This is a genomic window from Variovorax sp. FG153 (genome assembly GCF_057809595.1).
The window spans coordinates 1-17,000 of the sequence record NZ_JBMDKG010000035.1 but is presented as its reverse complement, the minus strand read 5'-3'; the positions used below and the strand labels follow the sequence as shown (position 1 = coordinate 17,000).

Genomic DNA, 17,000 nt, shown 5'->3' with positions numbered 1-17,000 from the left:
GCTCCTCCCTTCGACAGCAAGACACACGCAATGCTTCCCGTCCTCTACACCCCCATCCACCGCGAGCACGAGCCCTCGTTCTTCTTCGTCACCGGCCGCTTCACGCCCGCGCAGGAGCGTATCGACCGCGCGGAGCAGCTGCGCGACGCGGCCGTGCAGGCCGGCTGCGAACTCGTGGCCGCCGCCGAGCATGGCCTGGGCCCGGTCGCCGACGTGCACACGCCCGACTACCTGTGCTTCCTGCAGGACGGCCACCGCCGCTGGTCCGAGATCCCGGGCGCCGCGCCCGAGATCGTGCCCAACGTGTTCGCGGTGCCGGGACTGCAGCACGGCTATCCCGAGCGCGTGGTGGGCCAGGCCGGCTACCACATGCAGGACCTGGCCTCGCCGATCGGCCCGGGCACGGCCGCCGCGGCCTTCGCCTCGGCCAACCTCGCGGCCGATGCCGCGCAGCGCGTGCTGCAGGGCGCCAAGGCGGCCTACGCGATCTGCCGGCCGCCCGGCCACCACGCCTACCGCGAGCGCGGCGGCGGCGTCTGCTATCTCAACAATGCCGCGATCGCCGCGCAGCTGCTGCGCCGCCATGGCCGCCGCGTGGCCGTGATCGACATCGACGTGCACCACGGCAACGGCACGCAGGGCATCTTCTACGAGCGCTCCGACGTCTATTTCGTCTCGCTGCACCGCGACCCGGCGAACTACCACCCGTACTTCTGCGGTTACGCGCAGGAGCGCGGCGCCGGCGCGGGCCTCGGCTACAACCTGAACCTGCCGCTGCCGGCCGAGACCGGCGACGACGCCTACCTGGTGGCGCTCGAGCACGCCTGCCGCCGCCTCGCGGCCTACAGCCCCGACGCGCTGGTGATCTCGCTGGGCCTCGATGCGCACGAGCACGATCCGTTCAAGGGCCTCAAGGTGACGACCGAGGGCTTCCGCCGCATCGGCGAGCGCCTGGGCCGGCTCGGCATGCCGAGCGTGATGGTGCAGGAGGGCGGCTACGACTGCGACCACATCGGCGCCAACCTCGTGCACTTCCTCGACGGCTTCACGGGCGGCCTGCGCGCCTGAGCCCGTTTCTCTCTTTCCTCCCCGTTCCTTTCTCCCGGAGTTCCCATGAACCTTTCGCTTTCCCTGCGCGGCCTCGTCCTGGCCGGCCTCGCTTTCGCCGCCCCGTGGACCGTTGCGCGCGACCTGACCGTCGTGAGCGTCGGCGGCGCGCTGCAGGAGTCCTTCCGCAAGGCCTACTGGCAACCCTATGCCGCCGCGAAGTCCGAGAAGCTGGTGGAGGACAGCAACGTGGTCGGCCTCACCAAGGTCAAGGCCATGGTCGAGTCGGGCAACGTGATCTGGGACCTGGTGCAGATGGACGAGGAGGACGTGGTGGTCGGCTGCGACTCGGGCCTGCTCGAGAAGATCGACTGGGCCAGCGCGGCACCCGCCACGCGCGACCTGCCCAGGGAACTGATGAACCCCTGCGGCGTGCCGGCCATGCTGTGGGCCAAGGTGCTCAGCTACGACAGCAAGCGGCTGCCCGACGGCCCCAAGTCGTGGGCCGACTTCTGGGACACCAAGCGCTGGCCCGGCAAGCGCGCGCTGCGCAAGCAGGCCAAGCAGACGCTAGAGATCGCGCTGATGGCCGACGGCGTGCCGGCCGCCGAGGTCTACAAGCTGCTGGCGACCAAGGCCGGCCAGGACCGCGCCTTCGCCAAGCTCGACCAGATCAAGAAGGACGTGCAGTGGTGGGAGGCCGGCGCGCAGCCTATCGAGTGGCTGGCCTCGGGCGCGGTGGTGATGGCCTCGGCCTACAACGGCCGCATCGATGCCGCGAACAAGGAAGGCCGTTCGCTGGCCATGGTGTGGAAGAACCAGGTCTACGGGCCGACCGACTGGGTGGTGGTGAAGGGCAGCCCGAACAAGGCCAAGGCGCTCGCGCTGATCGACTACATGAGCGCGCCGGCGCAGCAGAAGCTCTTTGCCGAGACCATTCCCTACGGCCCGGCCAATCCGAAGGCGCAGGCCCTGCTCTCGAAGGCCGTGCTCGACAAGCTGCCCAACGCGCCGCAGAACATCGACCAGCCGCTGCTGCAGAACACCGCCTTCTGGGCCGACCATCTCGACGAGCTGCAGCAGCGCTTCGCGAAGTGGGTGTCGAACTGAACGCCACGGCGACGGCGGATGACGCCAGCGGGTTGCAGATCCTGCACACGCCGCTGCATGCGCTGCACCGCCCGGGGCTGTTGGGCGCGCGCGGCGGATGGCGCACCTCGCGCGACGTGCCCGAGCGCGTCGACGCGATGCGCGCCGCGCTCGGCGAGGCGGGCTTCGTGGTGCAGGACGGCTCGGTCTCGCACGGCCTGGCGCCGCTGGCGCGCGTGCACGATGCGCGCTATCTCGACTTTCTCGCCACCGCGCATGCCGAGTGGTCGGCGCTGCCGGGCGCTTCGGCCGAGGTGCATGCCAACGTGTTCGCGATGCGGCGCCACGGCGGCGGCTATCCGCGCTCGGTCGAGGGCCGCGCGGCCTTCCACTTCCACGACCAGCTGGCCCCGATCGGGCCCACGACCTGGGAGGCCGCGTGCGCCGCCGCGGACCTGGCCGTCGAGGCCGCCGAGCGCGTGCTGCGCGGCGCGCGCTGCGCCTATGCGCTGTGCCGGCCGCCCGGCCACCATGCCTATGCCGACATGGCCGGCGGCGGCACCTACCTCAACAACGCGGCGATCGCCGCCGAGCATCTGCGGCAGCGCTTCGCGCGCGTCGCGGTACTCGACCTCGACGTGCACCATGGCAACGGCACGCAGGACATTTTCTGGCGCCGCGCCGACGTGCTCTTCGTCTCGCTGCATCGCGACCCGGTCGACTACCACCCGTTCTTCGCGGGCCATGCCGATGAGCGTGGCGAAGGGGAGGGCGAGGGCTACACGCTGAACCTGCCGCTGCCCGCGGGCACGGGCGACGCGGACTACCTGCTGCAGCTCTGGTCCGCGCTCGAGCGCATCGACCGCTTCGCGCCCCAGGCGCTGGTGGTGTCGCTGGGCCTCGACGCTCACGAGTCGGACCCGGCCGCGGGACTGCGGCTCACCGAGACGGGCTTCGCCGGCATGGGCCGGCAGGTGGCATCGCTGGAGTTGCCGACGGTGCTGGTGCAGGAAGGTGGCTACAACCCCGCCGTGGTCGGAGCGTCGCTGGTGGCGTTCCTCGACGCCTGGCGCTGAGTGCGCGGGCCGATCAGGCCTCGGCGGCCTCGAGGCTCTGCTCGTATTCCTTGAGGAAGCGCTCGATGCTCGGCCCGGCCGACATCAGGTCGGCCCGGATGGCCGTCACGGCGGCGGCCGGGTCGCGGCGCGCGAGCGCGTCGAGCAGCGCATCGTGCTGGCCGTAGCCCTGGTCGTACGAGCCGTCGGACTTCTCGTAGAAGGCGCGCAGGATCGGGCCCATCGAGGCCCACATGTTCTCGATCATCGACAAGAGCCGCGGCAGGCCGCAGTGCTCGTAGACGCCGAAATGGAACTCGCGGTTGTAGCGCAGCTGGTTCTCGGGATGGTGCGCCGCCTCGGCCTGCGCGAACTTCTTGTTGATCCGCACCAGCTCCGCCACGTCCTTGTCGCTGACCTTGAGCGCGGCCTGCTCGACCGCCGCGCTCTCGAGCGCCACGCGCACCGTGCGGATCTCGATGTAGCGCTCCAGGCTCAGCGGCGGCACGATGATCTGCTTGGCCGTCTCCATCTCGAGCGCATGCTCGCTGACCAGCCGCAGCAGTGCCTCGCGCACCGGCGTGTCGCTGGTGCCGAACATCTGCGCCGCCTCGCTGATGCGGATCCGGTCGCTGGGCATGAAGCGCCCGGCGATCAGCGATTCGCGCATCTCCGAGTACACGCGCGCGGCGAGATTGGTCTTGTCGATGGGTTTGATCTTGGGTTTCACGGGTTCTTTTCAGGCGGGTCGCGCGAAAACGAGCATATCGCGGGATTGCCATCCCAGAGCGACGTCCGCGCCCACCACGGTATCGCTGGGCAGCGTGCCGTGGCCGAGCTTGGCCACGATCTGGTCGCCGTTGCGCAGCCGCGCGATCAGCCGCGTGTGGTCGCCCAGGTAGACCAGGTCGACCACCTCGGCGCTGACCTGCACGCCCTGGCCGTCGGCCAGCCGCACGCACTCGGGCCGCACCAGCGCGCAGCCCGCGCCCGCCGGATGCGCTGCCTGTCCCTGGCCGGTCTCGGGCAGCGGGATCCGCAGGCCGTCGCGCAACTGCAGCACGCCCGCGGCCTCGATCGTGCCGTCGAGCCGGTTGTTTTCGCCGATGAAGGTGGCGATGTAGTCGGTGGCGGGCGCGTCGTAGATGGTGCGCGGCGGCGCCAGTTGCTCGATGCGGCCGTCGTGGAAGACCGCGACCCGGTCGGACATCGTCAGGGCCTCGCCCTGGTCGTGCGTGACGTAGACCACCGTCACGCCCAGCTCGCGGTGGATCTGCTTGATCTCGTACTGCATGTGTTCGCGCAGGTTCTTGTCGAGCGCGCCGAGCGGCTCGTCCATCAGCACCAGCTCGGGGTCGAACACCAGCGCGCGCGCCAGCGCCACGCGCTGCTGCTGGCCGCCCGAGAGCTGGCCCGGCTTGCGCTCGGCCATGCCCGCGAGCCGCACCAGCTGCATCGCGCGATCGACCTTGTCACGCAGCGCCTGCCCCGAGATGCCGCGCATCTTGAGCGGATAGGCCAGGTTCTGCGCCACGCTCATGTGGGGGAACAGGGCGTAGTTCTGGAACACCATGCCGATGCCGCGCTTGTGCGGCGGCACGTCCTGGATCGGCCGGCCGTCCATGAGGATGCGCCCGCGCGTCGGGTTCTCGAAGCCCGCCAGCATCATCAGCGTGGTGGTCTTGCCCGAGCCCGAGGCGCCCAGCAGGGTGAGGAATTCGCCGCGGCGGATCGCCAGGTTCAGGTCGGGGATGACGAGGTGCTCGCCGTCGTAGCTCTTCTGGACGCCGATCAGCTCGATCAGCGGACGTTCGGCCGTGGTGTTCACGCTGCTTCCTTTCGCGCCGCGGCGGGCGTCTTCCAGGGATCGCGCGCGGCCACCGCGTCGAGCGCGGCGCCGAGGGTGCGCGCCATCCATTCGACCTGGGCCTCGTCGAGCACGTAGGGCGGGCTCAGCGCGATCACGTCGCCCATGTTGCGCACGATCAGGCCGCGCTCGCGCGTGGCCTGCTCGACCTGGGCGCCCACGCCCTGCGCGGGATCGAAGGCCTCGCGCGTGTCGCGGTTGCGCACCAGCTCGATGCCCGCGATGAAGCCCTTGCCGCGGATCTCGCCGACCAGCGGATGCGCGGCCAGCGGCGCCAGGCTCGCGTGCAGCCGCTCGCCGAGGCGCCGGGCATGGGCCGGCAGGTCCATCTGCTCGTAGATCGACAGCGCCTCGAGCGCCACGGCCGCGCCCAGCGGATGGCCGGAGTAGGTGAAGCCGTGGCCGAAGCCGCCGGTGCGGCCGCTCTCGGCCTCGATGACCTCGTACACCCGCGGCGCCACCACCACGCAGGAGATCGGCGCGTAGCCGGCCGACAGCCCCTTGGCGCAGGCCATCATGTCGGGCTCGAAGCCGAAGGACTGCGCGCCGAACCATTCGCCGGTGCGGCCGAAGCCGCAGATGATCTCGTCGGACAGCATCAGGATGCCGTGGCGCCGCAGCACCGCCTGCACGCGCGGGAAGTAGCCCTCGGGCGGCACCAGCACGCCGCCGGCGCCGATGATCGGCTCGGCGATGAAGGCCGCGATGGTGCCGGCGCCCTCGCGCTCGATGGTGTGTTCCAGGTCGGACACCAGCCGGTCGACGAAGGCCGCGTCGCTCTCGCCGGGCAGGGCGTGGCGGTAGGCGGACGGGCATTCGAGCCGCACGATGCCGGGGATCGGCAGGCCGAAGGCGGCATGCATGTTCGGCAGGCCCGAGAGGCTCGCGCCCATCACCGTCGAGCCATGGAAGCCGCGCTGGCGCGCGAGGATCTTGCGGCGCGCCGGCTCGCCGCGCGCGATGTGGAAGTTCCAGGCCAGCTTGACCATGCTGTCGTTGGCCTCCGACCCCGAGGTGGCGAAGAACACGCGTGCATCGCGCATCGGCGCCAGCGCCGCGACCTTGGCCGCGAGCAGCGAGGCGACGTCGGTCGAGCGGTGATTGAAGGTGTGGTAGTAGGGCAGCCGGCGCATCTGGCGCAGCGCGGCGTCCACCAGCCGCGACTCGGAGAAACCCAGCGAGGCGCACCACAGGCCGGCCATGCCCTCGAGGTAGCGCTGGCCGTGCTCGTCGAACACATAGGCGCCTTCGCCGCGCACCATCACGAGCGGGCCGCGGCTGCGATGGGTCTGGAGGTTGGTCTGGGAATGCAGGTGGTGTGCCGTGTCGGCCTTGCCGACGGCGCTGTGGCGCGCCGTGTCCGGGGAGAGGGTTTCGATGTCGGTCATGGTCTGGGTTTGGATGCAGGATATATCCTATATGACGAATCGAAACGGTGCAAGCCGATGGCTGGCGGCGTGAAAATGCTGCTCGTCGAGGTGTTGCGGGCACGCGAGGGCCCATGCGCGGCGCTCCCGGGCCGAAGCCGACCGGGCGGAGGGAATACCAAAGGATGAAGGGATTCGGCGCTTGCGCCCTCAGCGGTGGAGGGCGTTCGTCAGGGAAAAGATGGCGCCAGGAACCTGCCAGACAAAGCTGTGCACCGCACAAACTTTAAGCAAACTGTTGTTTCCCCTTTGAAAACAACAACTTAAATCGCTTTTACAACGCAGTACCTGAGTTATCCACAAAGTTGCCCACGGAAAATGGGGAGCACTTGGACATCATCAGCTCGCGCGCGGAGAAGGCACGGCGAAGGTGGGGCCGCGGCAACGCGAAGGCCGGGCGGTCGCGCTCCTCGATCCAGTGCGAGCCCGCGCCATAGACCGCGTTCTGCACCTCGCACACGATGCGGGCCTCGCGCCGCGCCGCGGCCGTGGCCGGCACCCACATGCCGCCATCGTGGTGCTCGTCGTCCTCGTGGTGGCGCACATCCCAGCGCCAATGGACGCGGATCTGGGCGGTCTCCACACCCGGAAAGATCTCGGCGATGAAATTGTTAAAAATCATTAACTGCATGCTAGGCAGGCCCGGCGGAGGCACAAGGGCCGCCGGCGAAAGCTGCCGTCAAGGCTGTGCAGTTTTCCTCACTTTTTGACACAAGTTTGTTCCCGTCACGTCCGATTTGTTCCGATGGGAACGTAACGCCCGTAACGCCGGCGACCAGGAACACGGGTTACGAGGACGCCGGGCGCCCCAAAAAAAACACCCGCCGAAGCGGGTGTGCATCCCTTGCGGGACCGGAGGGAGGTTCTTCTTGCTCTTCTTGGCGCCCTGGTGCGTGACAGCAACGCCATGTTCGACGCCAGGCCGTAAGAGACGCGTCAGCCTTTGGCCGGCAGTGCGTGTAGGCCATTGAAAGATTCGTGAAGAATTGCTCATGATTCTTCATATGGGATGCCAAAAACCGCTGCCTCCCATAGAAATGTCGGTGTCGTCTGACGTGAGACGACTGTTTCAGGGTCGAACATCCTTGTGTCCGGCCGTTCCTCCCTCGGCTGGGCGCCTAGTGTGTGACAGCAACTTAGGCTTCGCGCCCGGCCTCGTGCCGGGCGCTTTTCTTTGTGCCGCCCGCTGTCGGCCCGATCCCAGGTAAAGCTTGTGTGAAATTGCGCCAATAAGAATCATTCTTATTAAAATGATTTCAATAGTGTTACAGCCGAGGATCAGGCATGGACAAGTTCATGGCACGTGCCGAGTGCGAATGGCTCGCACAGTTTTTCTCCGATCCGCAGACGGATGCCGCGCCGGCGTCGCCGGGCCAATGCGGGGAGGCCCGTCCCAAGGAAGAAGCGGCTGCGGGCCGCGCGCCCTGGCATCGAGCGATCCTGTCGTCGGTCGCGCGCGTGCTGCGCCCCGGCATGCCCAAGGCGGGCACCTGAGCCACCGCGGGCCCGGCGCCGCACTCAGCGCCGGCGCAGGGCCCGGCTCAGGTGCGGATCGGCTTCCTCGTCGTCGGGCGCATCGGCACCCAGGCTGACCTCCACGGTGTGGAGGTGGCTGCGCAGCAGGGCCAGCGCCTCTTCGGTCGAGCCGCTTTCGATCAGGGCGATGAGTTGCGCATGCTCGTCCTGCAGGCACTCGGTGTGCTTGTCGTATTCGTGCTGGTAGAGCAGCAGGATCAGCGCGATCCGTCCGACCAGTTGATCGAGCGTCTGCGCGAGCAGGTCGTTGCCCGCGAGCCGCGCGAGCAGCACGTGGAATCCCGCGCCGAGCCGGCGCACCTCCTCCATGTCGTTGCCCACGCGCGCCGCGCGCTCCTGCTTGACGTGCGCGCGCAGCGCCGCCAGGTCCTTCCTGGTATGGGCCTGCGACAGCTTCTCCAGCGAGTGGCGCTCGATCGCCCAGCGCAGATCGAAGGTGTCGCGCGCCTCCTTCGGCGTGGGCTTGGCCACCGAGGCGATCTTGCCCGGCGTGAGATCCACCAGCCCTTCGCGCGCCAGGCTCTGCAGCGCCTGCCGCACCACCGTGCGGCTCACGCCGTAGAGCTTGCCCAGGCTCACTTCGCGCAGCTGCGTGCCCGGCAGCAGGCGATGGGCGGCAACCGCTTCCCGGATGCTGTCGCTGATCTCTTCGTTCTTGGTAGACATGGTCCGGGATTGTAATTAGACTGAATCAGTATACCGATATAGAGTACTGACTCGGAATTCAGACTCCCCACCGCCCTCGAGGACAACGCCCCATGATCGAATTTCGCCCGGCTGTCGCAGCCTTCGCGGCCTTCTTCTGCGCCGCATCCGCAATCGCGGCCGAGCCGCTGCAGGTCGGCTTCGTCTATCAAAGCCCCGTGTCCGACGTCGGCTGGGTGGCCGTGCACGAAAGCGCGCGCAAGCAGCTCGAGAAGGAATTCGGCAACCGCATCAAGACCCAGGTGGTGCAGGACGTGAAGGCCGGCCCCGATGGCGCGCGTGTGATCCGCGAGCTGGTCGGCAACGGGGCTGGGCTGATGGTGCTCGGCAGCTTCGGCTACATGAACGACGGCCTGAAGGCGGCCGCCGAGAACCCCAAGGTCAACTTCGTCCACGCGAGCGGCTTCAGGCAGGCCGCCAACTTCGGCACCTACAACGCGCACTGGTACGAGGCCGCCTATGTGGCCGGCCTGGTGGCGGGCAAGGTCACGAAGTCGAACAAGCTCGGCTACGTGGGCGCGCTGCCGATCCCCGACGTGGTCTCGACCATCAATGCCTTCGCGCTCGGCGCGCAGAAGAGCAACCCGGCCGCCAAGGTGTCGGTGGTGTGGGTCAACGAGTGGTTCAACCCCGGCAGCGAGCGCGACGCCGCCAACACGCTGATGCAGCAGGGCGCCGACGTCATCGGCTCGGGCTTCCAGGACAACCCGGCCGTGCTGCAGGCGGCCGAGGCCAAGGGCGTCTGGTCGATCGGCATGTTCTCCGACCACCGCAAGTCCGCGCCGCAGAAGCTGCTGACCTCGCTCACGCACGACTGGACGCCCTACCTGCGCCAGGCCGTGCAGGACACGCTCGACGGCAGGTTTAAGGGCACGGCCTATGCCGCGACCCTGGCCAACGGCGGCGTGAACCTCGCGGACTGGAACCCCGGCGTGCCGGCCGATGTGGTCCAGATGGCGAAGCAGGCGCGCGCCGACATCGTGGCCGGCAAGCTCAAGGTGTTCGCCGGCCCGCTCAAGGACAACACGGGCAAGCAGCGCGCGGCGCCGGGTGCTTCGCTGCCCGATTCGGACATCGCCGGCATGAACTGGTTCGCCGAGGGCATCCAGGGCGCGATCCCGCGCTGAGGCCCGGCCATGAACCAGACCGCAGACACGGCGGCGGCAAGCTCCGCCGACTGGTTTCCCGTGGAGTTCTCGCGCAACCTGCTGCCGGGACAGGTGCTGCAGTCCACGCTGCTCGGCCATGAACTGGCCCTCTGGCGCTCGGTCTCGGGCGCGATGGAAGTGTGGGAGAACCGCTGTCCGCACCGCAGCGTGCGACTCAGCCTCGGCTTCGTCGTTGGGGAAGAACTGGTCTGCCGCTACCACGGCTGGCGCTACGGCCGCGACGGCCACTGCGTGTCGGTGCCTTCCTCGCCGAAGGACGCGAGCCCGCCGGCCGCCTGCGCGCGCACCTACCTCAGCCGCGAGAGCGACGGCATCGTCTGGGCCAGCCTCGCGCGCATGCCCACGGGCTATCCGCCGCGCCTCGGCGACGACCTCGTGCCGTCGCGCAGCTTCACGGTCGATCTCGATGCCGACACCCTCGTGCCGCGGATCGAACGCGCGGGCTGGTCGCGAGGGCAGAGCACTTGCGTCTGGCAGGAGGGTGCATCGGCCCTGCTGATCCAGCCGCTGTTGCCCGGCACCTCGATCGTCCACCTGCTCGTCGCGCGCGGCTCATCGAGCCTCGACAAGCAACGGGCCATCGAACGCATCAAGACGCACATCGCCCAATGGACGGCCGCGACCTACGCCCCGAGGGAGAGCGAACATGCCTGACACCATCGACCCCGCGATCGCGTCCGACTGGCTCGCCATCGGCGACAGCCTCGGCCTCGTGCCCGGCACGAGCCGGCGAGCGCGCCTGCTGGGCCACGACCTGCACGTGCGCCGCCGGCCCGACGGCGCGCTCGAGGCCTGGTTCGAAACCGAACCCACGAGGCCTTGCCACGCCACCGACCACTGCGGCTTCATCCTGCTGTGCCTCGGCGACGAGCCCAGGCCGCTGTTCGAACTGGCGGCCTTCGCGAACCCCGCGCGCCGCTTCCTCTACATGGGTGGCTTCGGCATCCACAGCGGTCCGCTGCGGGTGGTGGAGAACTTCCTCGACATGGCGCACTTCCCCTTCGTCCATGCCCACATCCTGGGCTCGGAAGAAGCGACCGAGGTGCGCGGCTACGAGGTCGAGCTCGACGCCCGCCAGGAGCTCTGGGCCCGCGACTGCAAGTTCATCCAGCCGCTGGCCTCGGCGGATGCGAAGGGCGGGGCGGATGTCGACTACGTCTACCGTGTCGTCAATCCGTTCTCGCCGATGCTCTACAAGCATCCGGCGGGCCGTTCGGCCGAGCTCGCCGACATCATCTTCCTGTTCATCCAGCCCACCGACGAAGAGCGCTGCATCGCCCACTTCGCGATCAGCCTGTTCGATGCCCAAAGCTCGAGCGGCGAAATCATGGCCTTCCAGCAGAACATCCTCGGGCAGGACAAGCCGATCCTCGAGAACCACGTCCACAAGAAGCTGCCGCTCGATCCACGCATCGAGGTGCCTTCGCGCGCCGACGCCGCCTCGAGCACCTTTCGCCGCTGGCTGCGCGACATCCACCTGCGCTGGGGCATCGAGGCGCAAAGCACCGAGCCTCGGCCGCGGCTCAGCGTGGAGGTGGCAGGAAAAAGAACCGTGGCGCGGGACATCGTCGAATTCCGGCTGCGCTCGCCGCGGCGCGGCCCCTTGCCGAGCGCCACCGCGGGCTCGCACCTCGACGTGCACCTGCCGAACGGCCAGATCCGCCAGTACTCGGTCTGCGGCCAGGACGACGAGGGCTACACGATCGCCGTCAAGCGCGAGGCCGATTCGCGTGGCGGTTCCATCGCCCTGCACGAGTCGGTGCAGGCCGGCATGCAGCTCGAGATCGGGCTGCCCAAGAACAACTTCCGGCTCGACCCGCGCATCGAACACGCGGTGCTGATCGCGGGCGGCATCGGCATCACGCCGATCCTCGCGATGGCGCGCGATCTCGCGGCAAGGGGAAAGCGGCCGGTTCTGCACTACTTCTGCCGTTCGGCCGAGCATGCCGCGTACCGCGCCGAGCTCGAAGCACTGTTGGGCACGAACCTGCATCTGCACCTGGGCCTGTCGCCGCAGCAGACCGAAGACCAGGTACGGCAGGCACTGCAAGCCGGTGGCGACGCGCATGCCTTCGCCTGCGGGCCCGCGCCGCTGATGCAATGCATCGAGCGCGTCGCGGCAGAACGCCATTGGCCCGCCGATCGCGTGCACTTCGAATACTTCCGACGCACCACGCCCGTCGAGGCCACCGGCCCCGCCTTCACCGTCGAACTCGCGCGCAGCGGCCGCCGCGTGCAGGTGGCGAGCGATACCACCATCGTCGAAGCACTGCGCGCGATCGACATCCACCTCGACACCAGTTGCGAGCAGGGCGTGTGCGGCACCTGCCTGTGCACCGTCATCGACGGCGAGCCCGATCACCGCGACCAGTACCTGAGCGCGGGCGAGAAGGCGTCGCACATGCAGATGCTGCCCTGCGTGTCGCGGTCGCGCTCGGCGACGCTGGTGCTCGATCTTTGAGGGCGCGCGATGATCAGGCTCTACAACGAACAGCTGTCCGGAAACTGCTACAAGCTGCGGCTCTTCATGGCCTTGCTCGGCATCGCCCATGAACGCGTGCCGGTCAACTTCCACCCCGGACGCGAACACAAGCAGGCCGAGTTCCTCGAGCTCAATCCCTTCGGCCAGTTGCCGGTGATCGACGACGACGGCTTCGTGCTGCGTGACGCGCAGGCCATCCTCGTCTACCTCGCGAGCCGCCACGACAGCGCCGGCACCTGGTTTCCCGCCGATCCCAAGCGCCGCGCCCGGGTCATGCTGTGGCTCACCGTGGCCGAGGACATCACGCGCAGCGCCTCGGCCGCGCGCCTGCACGATGCCTTCGGCTACGACCTCGACGCACCGGCCTGCCGCGCGGCCGCGCACAGGCTGTTCGCGCACATCGAGGACCATTTGGGCGACCGCGAGGCCGCGGAGGAGGGCTGGCTGGTCGGCGCCTCGCCCACGCTCGCCGACATCGCGTGCTTCCCCTACATCGCGCTCGCGCCCGAGGGCGGCATCGCGCTGACGCGCTATCCCGCGCTCAGGCGCTGGATCGCCCGCGTCAAGTCGATCCCAGGCTTCATCGGCATGCCGGGCATCTTCGCCCTCGGCATCGACGCCGAAGCCACCTGACGCGTCGCGGGGTGCCCCGCTGATTCGCCTCAAAAAACCTCATCCCGGTCGATTGGTCCGGGTCGCCGCGTCCCTTAACCTCGGTTGCGAGGCAGCAAAGCACTGCCTCGATTCGACCCAGGACAGGAGACAAGCCATGACCCCAACGAGCGCGACCGCCGCGCCGGCCGCCGATGCCCGCGGCTTCGAACCCGACGCGCCGATCCGCTGCCGCGACTTTCGCATCGGTGCCATCGGCGCCGGCTTCATCATGGCGGACGTGCAGCTCGCGGCCTACCGCGAGGCCGGCTTCCCCGTGGTGGCGATCGCCTCGCGCACCCGTTCCAAGGCGGCCGATGTGGCGCAGCGCTGGAACATCCCCACGGTGCATGACACGCCCGAGGCGCTGATCCGCGATCCGCAGGTGCAGATCGTCGACATCGCCTTCCCGCCCGACCGCCAGCCCGAGCTGATCCGCCTCGCGCTCGCGCAGCCGCACGTGAAGGCGGTGCTCGCGCAGAAGCCGCTGGCGCTCGACCTCGACACGGCGCGCGCGCTGGCCGAGGAGGCGCGCGCGGCCGGCAAGCCGCTGTCGGTGAACCAGAACATGCGCTTCGACCAGTCGATGCGCGTGCTCAAGCAACTGCTCGATCGCGGCGAGCTCGGCACGCCGGTGCTGGCCACCATCGAGATGCGCGCCATCCCGCACTGGCAGGAGTTCCTGCGCGGCTACGGCCGCCTCACGCTGGCCAACATGAGCGTGCACCACCTCGACGTGCTGCGCTTCCTGTTCGGCGAGCCCGAGGACATCTACACCGCCGCGCGCCCCGATCCGCGCACCGGCTTCGAACACAGCGACGGCATCGTCTGCTCGACCCTGCGCTTTCGCAGCGGCGTGATGGCGCTCAGCATGGAGGACGTCTGGACCGGCCCGCACGGCGAGGGTTTCGATGCCGGCATCTTCATCAAGTGGCGCGTCGAGGGCACCGAGGGCGTGGCCGAAGGCACGATCGGCTGGCCCGACTATCCCGAAGGCAGCCCGAGCACGCTGCGCTACAGCTCGCGCCACGGCACGGACGGCCAATGGGTCGAACCGAGCTGGTCCACGCGCTGGTTCCCGCAGGCCTTCGCGGGCGTGATGGAGCAGCTGCAATGGGCGCTCGCCCAGGGCGAGGCGCCGATGCTCGACGTCGCCGACAACGTGAAGACCATGGCGCTGGTCGAGGCCGGCTACCGCTCGCTCGCCGAGCGGCGCGCCGTGCCGCTGGCCGAATTCGGCGTCTGAGCCGCGCGCTTTCCCCGCATCCCCACCCACAAACCATCGGAGACAACCCATGATCCAAGTCGGCATCTTCAGCGGCTACTTCCCCTACGCCCTCGAGGAGTCCGCGCGCCGCATCAAGGCGCAGGGCTTCAACACCGTGCAGCTCGACCTCGCGTTCAAGGACATCGACTTCTCCACGCCCGAGGCCATCACGCGCGAGAAGTGCCACCGCGTGCGCGACACCTTCCGCCGCCACGACCTGCCGATCAGCTGCGTGTCGGCGTACACGAACATCGTCCACCCCGACGCCGGCGAGCGCAAGCGCCGCAACGACTACCTCAAGGCCACCTTGCGCCATGCGCGCGACTGCGGCACGCCCTACGTCATCAGCGAGACCGGCACCGTCAACCCCGACAGCGACTGGTCCTCGCATCCCGACAACAAGAGCGAGCGCGCCTACGCCGACTGCGTGAAGGTGGTGCGCGAGCTCGCGCAGGAGGCGCACGACCACGGCGCGGTGTTCCTGGTCGAGACCTACGTCAACAACATCATCGGTTCGGTCGAGGAGACGCTGCGCCTGTTCGCCGACGTCAACCATCCGGGCCTGGGCCTGCTGATGGACCCGACCAACTACTTCGAGACCCACAACATCGACCGCATGGACCAGGTGCTCAACCAGATGTTCGACGCGCTCGGCGACAAGGTCCGCATCGCGCATGCCAAGGACGTGAAGCGCGCCGCGGGCGACGACAAGGGCGAGAAATTCGCCGACATCGACGCCTCGGAGGCGCACCAGTTCCGCGGCGTGGGCGAGATCGAGCTGCCGGCGCCGGGCCTCGGCGCGCTGAACTACGACCTCTACCTCAAGCGGCTTGCGCAGCACCATCCCAACATCCCGATCATCATCGAGCACCTCGACGAATCGGACGTGCCGCGCGCCAAGCGCTTCCTCGACGACAAGCTGCTGGAGGCCGGCGCGTGACCCAGCTCTACGGCCGCCACTGGAGCCGACGCGAGTTGCGCGAACACGCGGGCACGCTCGCGCAGTTCGCGGGCGTGCGGCTGGTGACGCTGGGCGACCGCGTGGAACGCGGCATCCGCTGCCTCGAGTTCCGCACCGGCACCGGCTTCGCGTTCCAGGTGCTGGTCGACCGCGCGATGGACGTCGGCGCCTGCGAATACCGCGGCGCCGCCATCGGCTGGCAATCGCCCACGGGCTTCCGGCATCCGGGGCTGCACGAGAACGCCGACGAGGGCGGCCTCGGCTGGCTGCGCTCCTTCTCGGGCCTGCTCGTGACCTGCGGCCTCGACCACACGCTGTTCATGGACAGCGACCCGGCCGGCCACTATCACTACACGCCGCGCAAGAGCGTCGACAGCGGCCTGCACGGCCGCATCGCGAACATTCCCGCGCGGCTCACCGGCTATGGCGAGCGCTGGGAGGGCGACGACTGCATCCTCTGGTGCGAGGGCGTGGTGCAGCAGTCGGCCGTGTTCGGCGAGGACCTGCACCTGGTGCGGCGCATCGAGGCGCGCGTGGGCGAGCATGGCTTCACGCTGCACGACCGCGTGGTCAACCACGGCTTCTACCGCACGCCGCACATGTTCTGCTACCACATCAACGCCGGCCATCCGGTGCTCGACGAGGGCAGCCGCTACATCGCGCCGATCCGCCATACGCCCTGGGCCGCGCATGCCGATGCATTGCGCAGGCAATCGGTGGGCTATCGCACCCAGCCCGGGCCGCAGTCGGACTTCCATGAGCAGGTTTACGAGCATGCGATGGCGGCCGATGCGCAAGGGCGCATCCCGGTCGCGCTGGTCAACGAGGGCTTCGACGGCGGCCATGGCATCGGCCTCGCGGTCGAGGTCAACCGCGACGAGTTCCCGTGCCAGTTCCAGTGGCAGAACTACCAGCGCGGCCAGTACGCGATGGGCATCGAGCCGAGCACCAACCACGTGCTGGGCAAGCCCTTCGCGCGCGAGCGCGGCGAGCTGATCTGGCTCGAGCACGGCGACGAGCGCCGCTACACCACGCGCTTCTCGGTGCTCGACGGGCGCGGCGAGATCGCGGCCTTCGAGGAGCGCGTGCGCGCCATCTGCGCGCAGCCCGCCGACGAGTACCCGGCCATCACCGGCCGCTGGGACTGAGGCGCGAAGAAGATGGGCGAGCCGGTGCGGACATCGCGGCAGGGCGTTTCGTTGCGCGGAATACTCGGCGACATGAAGACGAAGACATCGACGCCCCCCGCCGAGGCCCCCGGCCGCTCGCGCCTGGCCGACGTCGCGCGCGTGGCCGGCGTTTCCAAGGCCACGGCCGACCGCGCGCTGCATGCGCGCAAGGGCGTGCGCTCGGCCACGGTGCAGCGCGTGGTGCGCGCGGCCGCGCAGCTGGGCTACCTGCCCGACGAGAGCCTGCACCAGGTGCTGCGGCCGCGGCCGATGGAGCTGATCTTCCTGCTGCCGGCCGGCACCAACCAGTTCATCCGCATGCTCGGCGACTACGTCGGCATCGTCGAGAAACAGCTCGAGCCCTTCAACGTGCGCTGCCGCCGCGTCGAGATCGAAGGCTTCGATGCCGAGGTGCTGGCCGCGCGGCTGCTGCGCCATGGCCGGCAATGCGACGGCATCGCCTTCGTGCCGCTCGAGCATCCTGCCGTGCGCGAGGCCGTCGCCTCGCTGGCCGACCAGGGCGTGCACCTGCTCACGCTGCTGTCCGACCTGCCGGGCTCGCGGCGCGCCGCCTA

At 69.0% G+C, this 17,000-nt stretch carries 17 protein-coding genes; 12 read left to right on the top strand and 5 right to left on the bottom strand.

Going from position 1 to position 17,000, the window contains the following annotated elements; genetic code table 11:
* Positions 1–30 precede the first annotated feature (30 nt).
* From ACODT0_RS29500 to ACODT0_RS29490, 3 genes are read left to right on the top strand one after another with little or no spacing between them, the layout of a single operon-like run.
* Positions 31–1,068 (top strand): histone deacetylase family protein, encoded by a 1,038-nt coding sequence (locus tag ACODT0_RS29500; protein WP_209544294.1) that lies wholly within the window; start codon positions 31–33, stop codon positions 1,066–1,068.
* Positions 1,069–1,113: 45 nt separating this feature from the next.
* A complete protein-coding gene (locus ACODT0_RS29495; RefSeq protein ID WP_296729363.1) occupies positions 1,114–2,157 on the top strand; it encodes an ABC transporter substrate-binding protein in 1,044 nt (347 codons plus the stop codon).
* Complete coding sequence (locus tag ACODT0_RS29490; RefSeq protein ID WP_296729365.1) at positions 2,142–3,212, top strand: histone deacetylase family protein; 1,071 nt, start codon at positions 2,142–2,144, stop codon at positions 3,210–3,212. Before ACODT0_RS29495 ends, ACODT0_RS29490 begins: the two co-directional genes overlap by 16 nt.
* A gap of 13 nt (positions 3,213–3,225) precedes the next feature.
* On the opposite strand, the gene ACODT0_RS29485 is transcribed toward ACODT0_RS29490, so the two are convergent.
* The 4 genes from ACODT0_RS29485 to ACODT0_RS29470 form a co-directional block, all read right to left on the bottom strand.
* Entirely contained in the window at positions 3,226–3,921 is a 696-nt protein-coding gene (locus ACODT0_RS29485) for a GntR family transcriptional regulator (protein WP_057590058.1), read from the bottom strand.
* Between the two features lie 9 nt (positions 3,922–3,930).
* On the bottom strand, positions 3,931–5,019 hold the full coding sequence (locus ACODT0_RS29480; RefSeq protein ID WP_057590057.1) for an ABC transporter ATP-binding protein: 1,089 nt from the start codon (positions 5,017–5,019) through the stop codon (positions 3,931–3,933).
* Positions 5,016–6,446: an aminotransferase gene (locus ACODT0_RS29475; protein ID WP_296729367.1), complete on the bottom strand. Its 1,431-nt coding sequence runs from the start codon at positions 6,444–6,446 to the stop codon at positions 5,016–5,018. The genes ACODT0_RS29480 and ACODT0_RS29475 overlap by 4 nt, the downstream gene beginning before the upstream one ends.
* A gap of 313 nt (positions 6,447–6,759) precedes the next feature.
* On the bottom strand, positions 6,760–7,116 hold the full coding sequence (locus ACODT0_RS29470; RefSeq protein WP_489042935.1) for a hypothetical protein: 357 nt from the start codon (positions 7,114–7,116) through the stop codon (positions 6,760–6,762).
* Between the two features lie 653 nt (positions 7,117–7,769).
* Between ACODT0_RS29470 and ACODT0_RS29465 the strand changes: the two genes are divergently transcribed.
* Positions 7,770–7,979 carry a hypothetical protein gene (locus ACODT0_RS29465; protein WP_261214553.1) on the top strand — a complete coding sequence of 70 codons (210 nt, stop codon included), beginning with the start codon at positions 7,770–7,772 and terminating at the stop codon, positions 7,977–7,979.
* Between the two features lie 24 nt (positions 7,980–8,003).
* On the opposite strand, the gene ACODT0_RS29460 is transcribed toward ACODT0_RS29465, so the two are convergent.
* On the bottom strand, positions 8,004–8,687 hold the full coding sequence (locus ACODT0_RS29460; protein ID WP_057590053.1) for a GntR family transcriptional regulator: 684 nt from the start codon (positions 8,685–8,687) through the stop codon (positions 8,004–8,006).
* 92 nt (positions 8,688–8,779) lie between these two features.
* On the opposite strand from ACODT0_RS29460, the gene ACODT0_RS29455 reads away from it, so the two are divergent.
* The 8 genes from ACODT0_RS29455 to ACODT0_RS29420 form a co-directional block, all read left to right on the top strand.
* Entirely contained in the window at positions 8,780–9,853 is a 1,074-nt protein-coding gene (locus tag ACODT0_RS29455; RefSeq protein WP_296729373.1) for a BMP family ABC transporter substrate-binding protein, read from the top strand.
* 9 nt (positions 9,854–9,862) lie between these two features.
* Positions 9,863–10,549 (top strand): Rieske 2Fe-2S domain-containing protein, encoded by a 687-nt coding sequence (locus tag ACODT0_RS29450; protein ID WP_296729375.1) that lies wholly within the window; start codon positions 9,863–9,865, stop codon positions 10,547–10,549.
* Positions 10,542–12,356: a 2Fe-2S iron-sulfur cluster-binding protein gene (locus ACODT0_RS29445; protein ID WP_296729377.1), complete on the top strand. Its 1,815-nt coding sequence runs from the start codon at positions 10,542–10,544 to the stop codon at positions 12,354–12,356. Before ACODT0_RS29450 ends, ACODT0_RS29445 begins: the two co-directional genes overlap by 8 nt.
* Before the next feature lie 9 nt (positions 12,357–12,365).
* Complete coding sequence (locus ACODT0_RS29440; protein WP_296729378.1) at positions 12,366–13,010, top strand: glutathione S-transferase family protein; 645 nt, start codon at positions 12,366–12,368, stop codon at positions 13,008–13,010.
* Between the two features lie 136 nt (positions 13,011–13,146).
* Positions 13,147–14,274 carry a Gfo/Idh/MocA family protein gene (locus tag ACODT0_RS29435; protein ID WP_093345681.1) on the top strand — a complete coding sequence of 376 codons (1,128 nt, stop codon included), beginning with the start codon at positions 13,147–13,149 and terminating at the stop codon, positions 14,272–14,274.
* 49 nt (positions 14,275–14,323) lie between these two features.
* The gene (locus ACODT0_RS29430; RefSeq protein ID WP_261214537.1) at positions 14,324–15,235 is read left to right on the top strand and encodes a sugar phosphate isomerase/epimerase family protein; all 912 of its coding nucleotides are present in this window, start codon (positions 14,324–14,326) and stop codon (positions 15,233–15,235) included.
* A complete protein-coding gene (locus ACODT0_RS29425) occupies positions 15,232–16,404 on the top strand; it encodes an aldose 1-epimerase family protein (protein WP_489042934.1) in 1,173 nt (390 codons plus the stop codon). Before ACODT0_RS29430 ends, ACODT0_RS29425 begins: the two co-directional genes overlap by 4 nt.
* A 72-nt stretch (positions 16,405–16,476) precedes the next feature.
* The coding region (locus ACODT0_RS29420) for a LacI family DNA-binding transcriptional regulator (RefSeq protein WP_489042933.1) at positions 16,477–17,000 on the top strand (524 nt) is incomplete at its 3' end.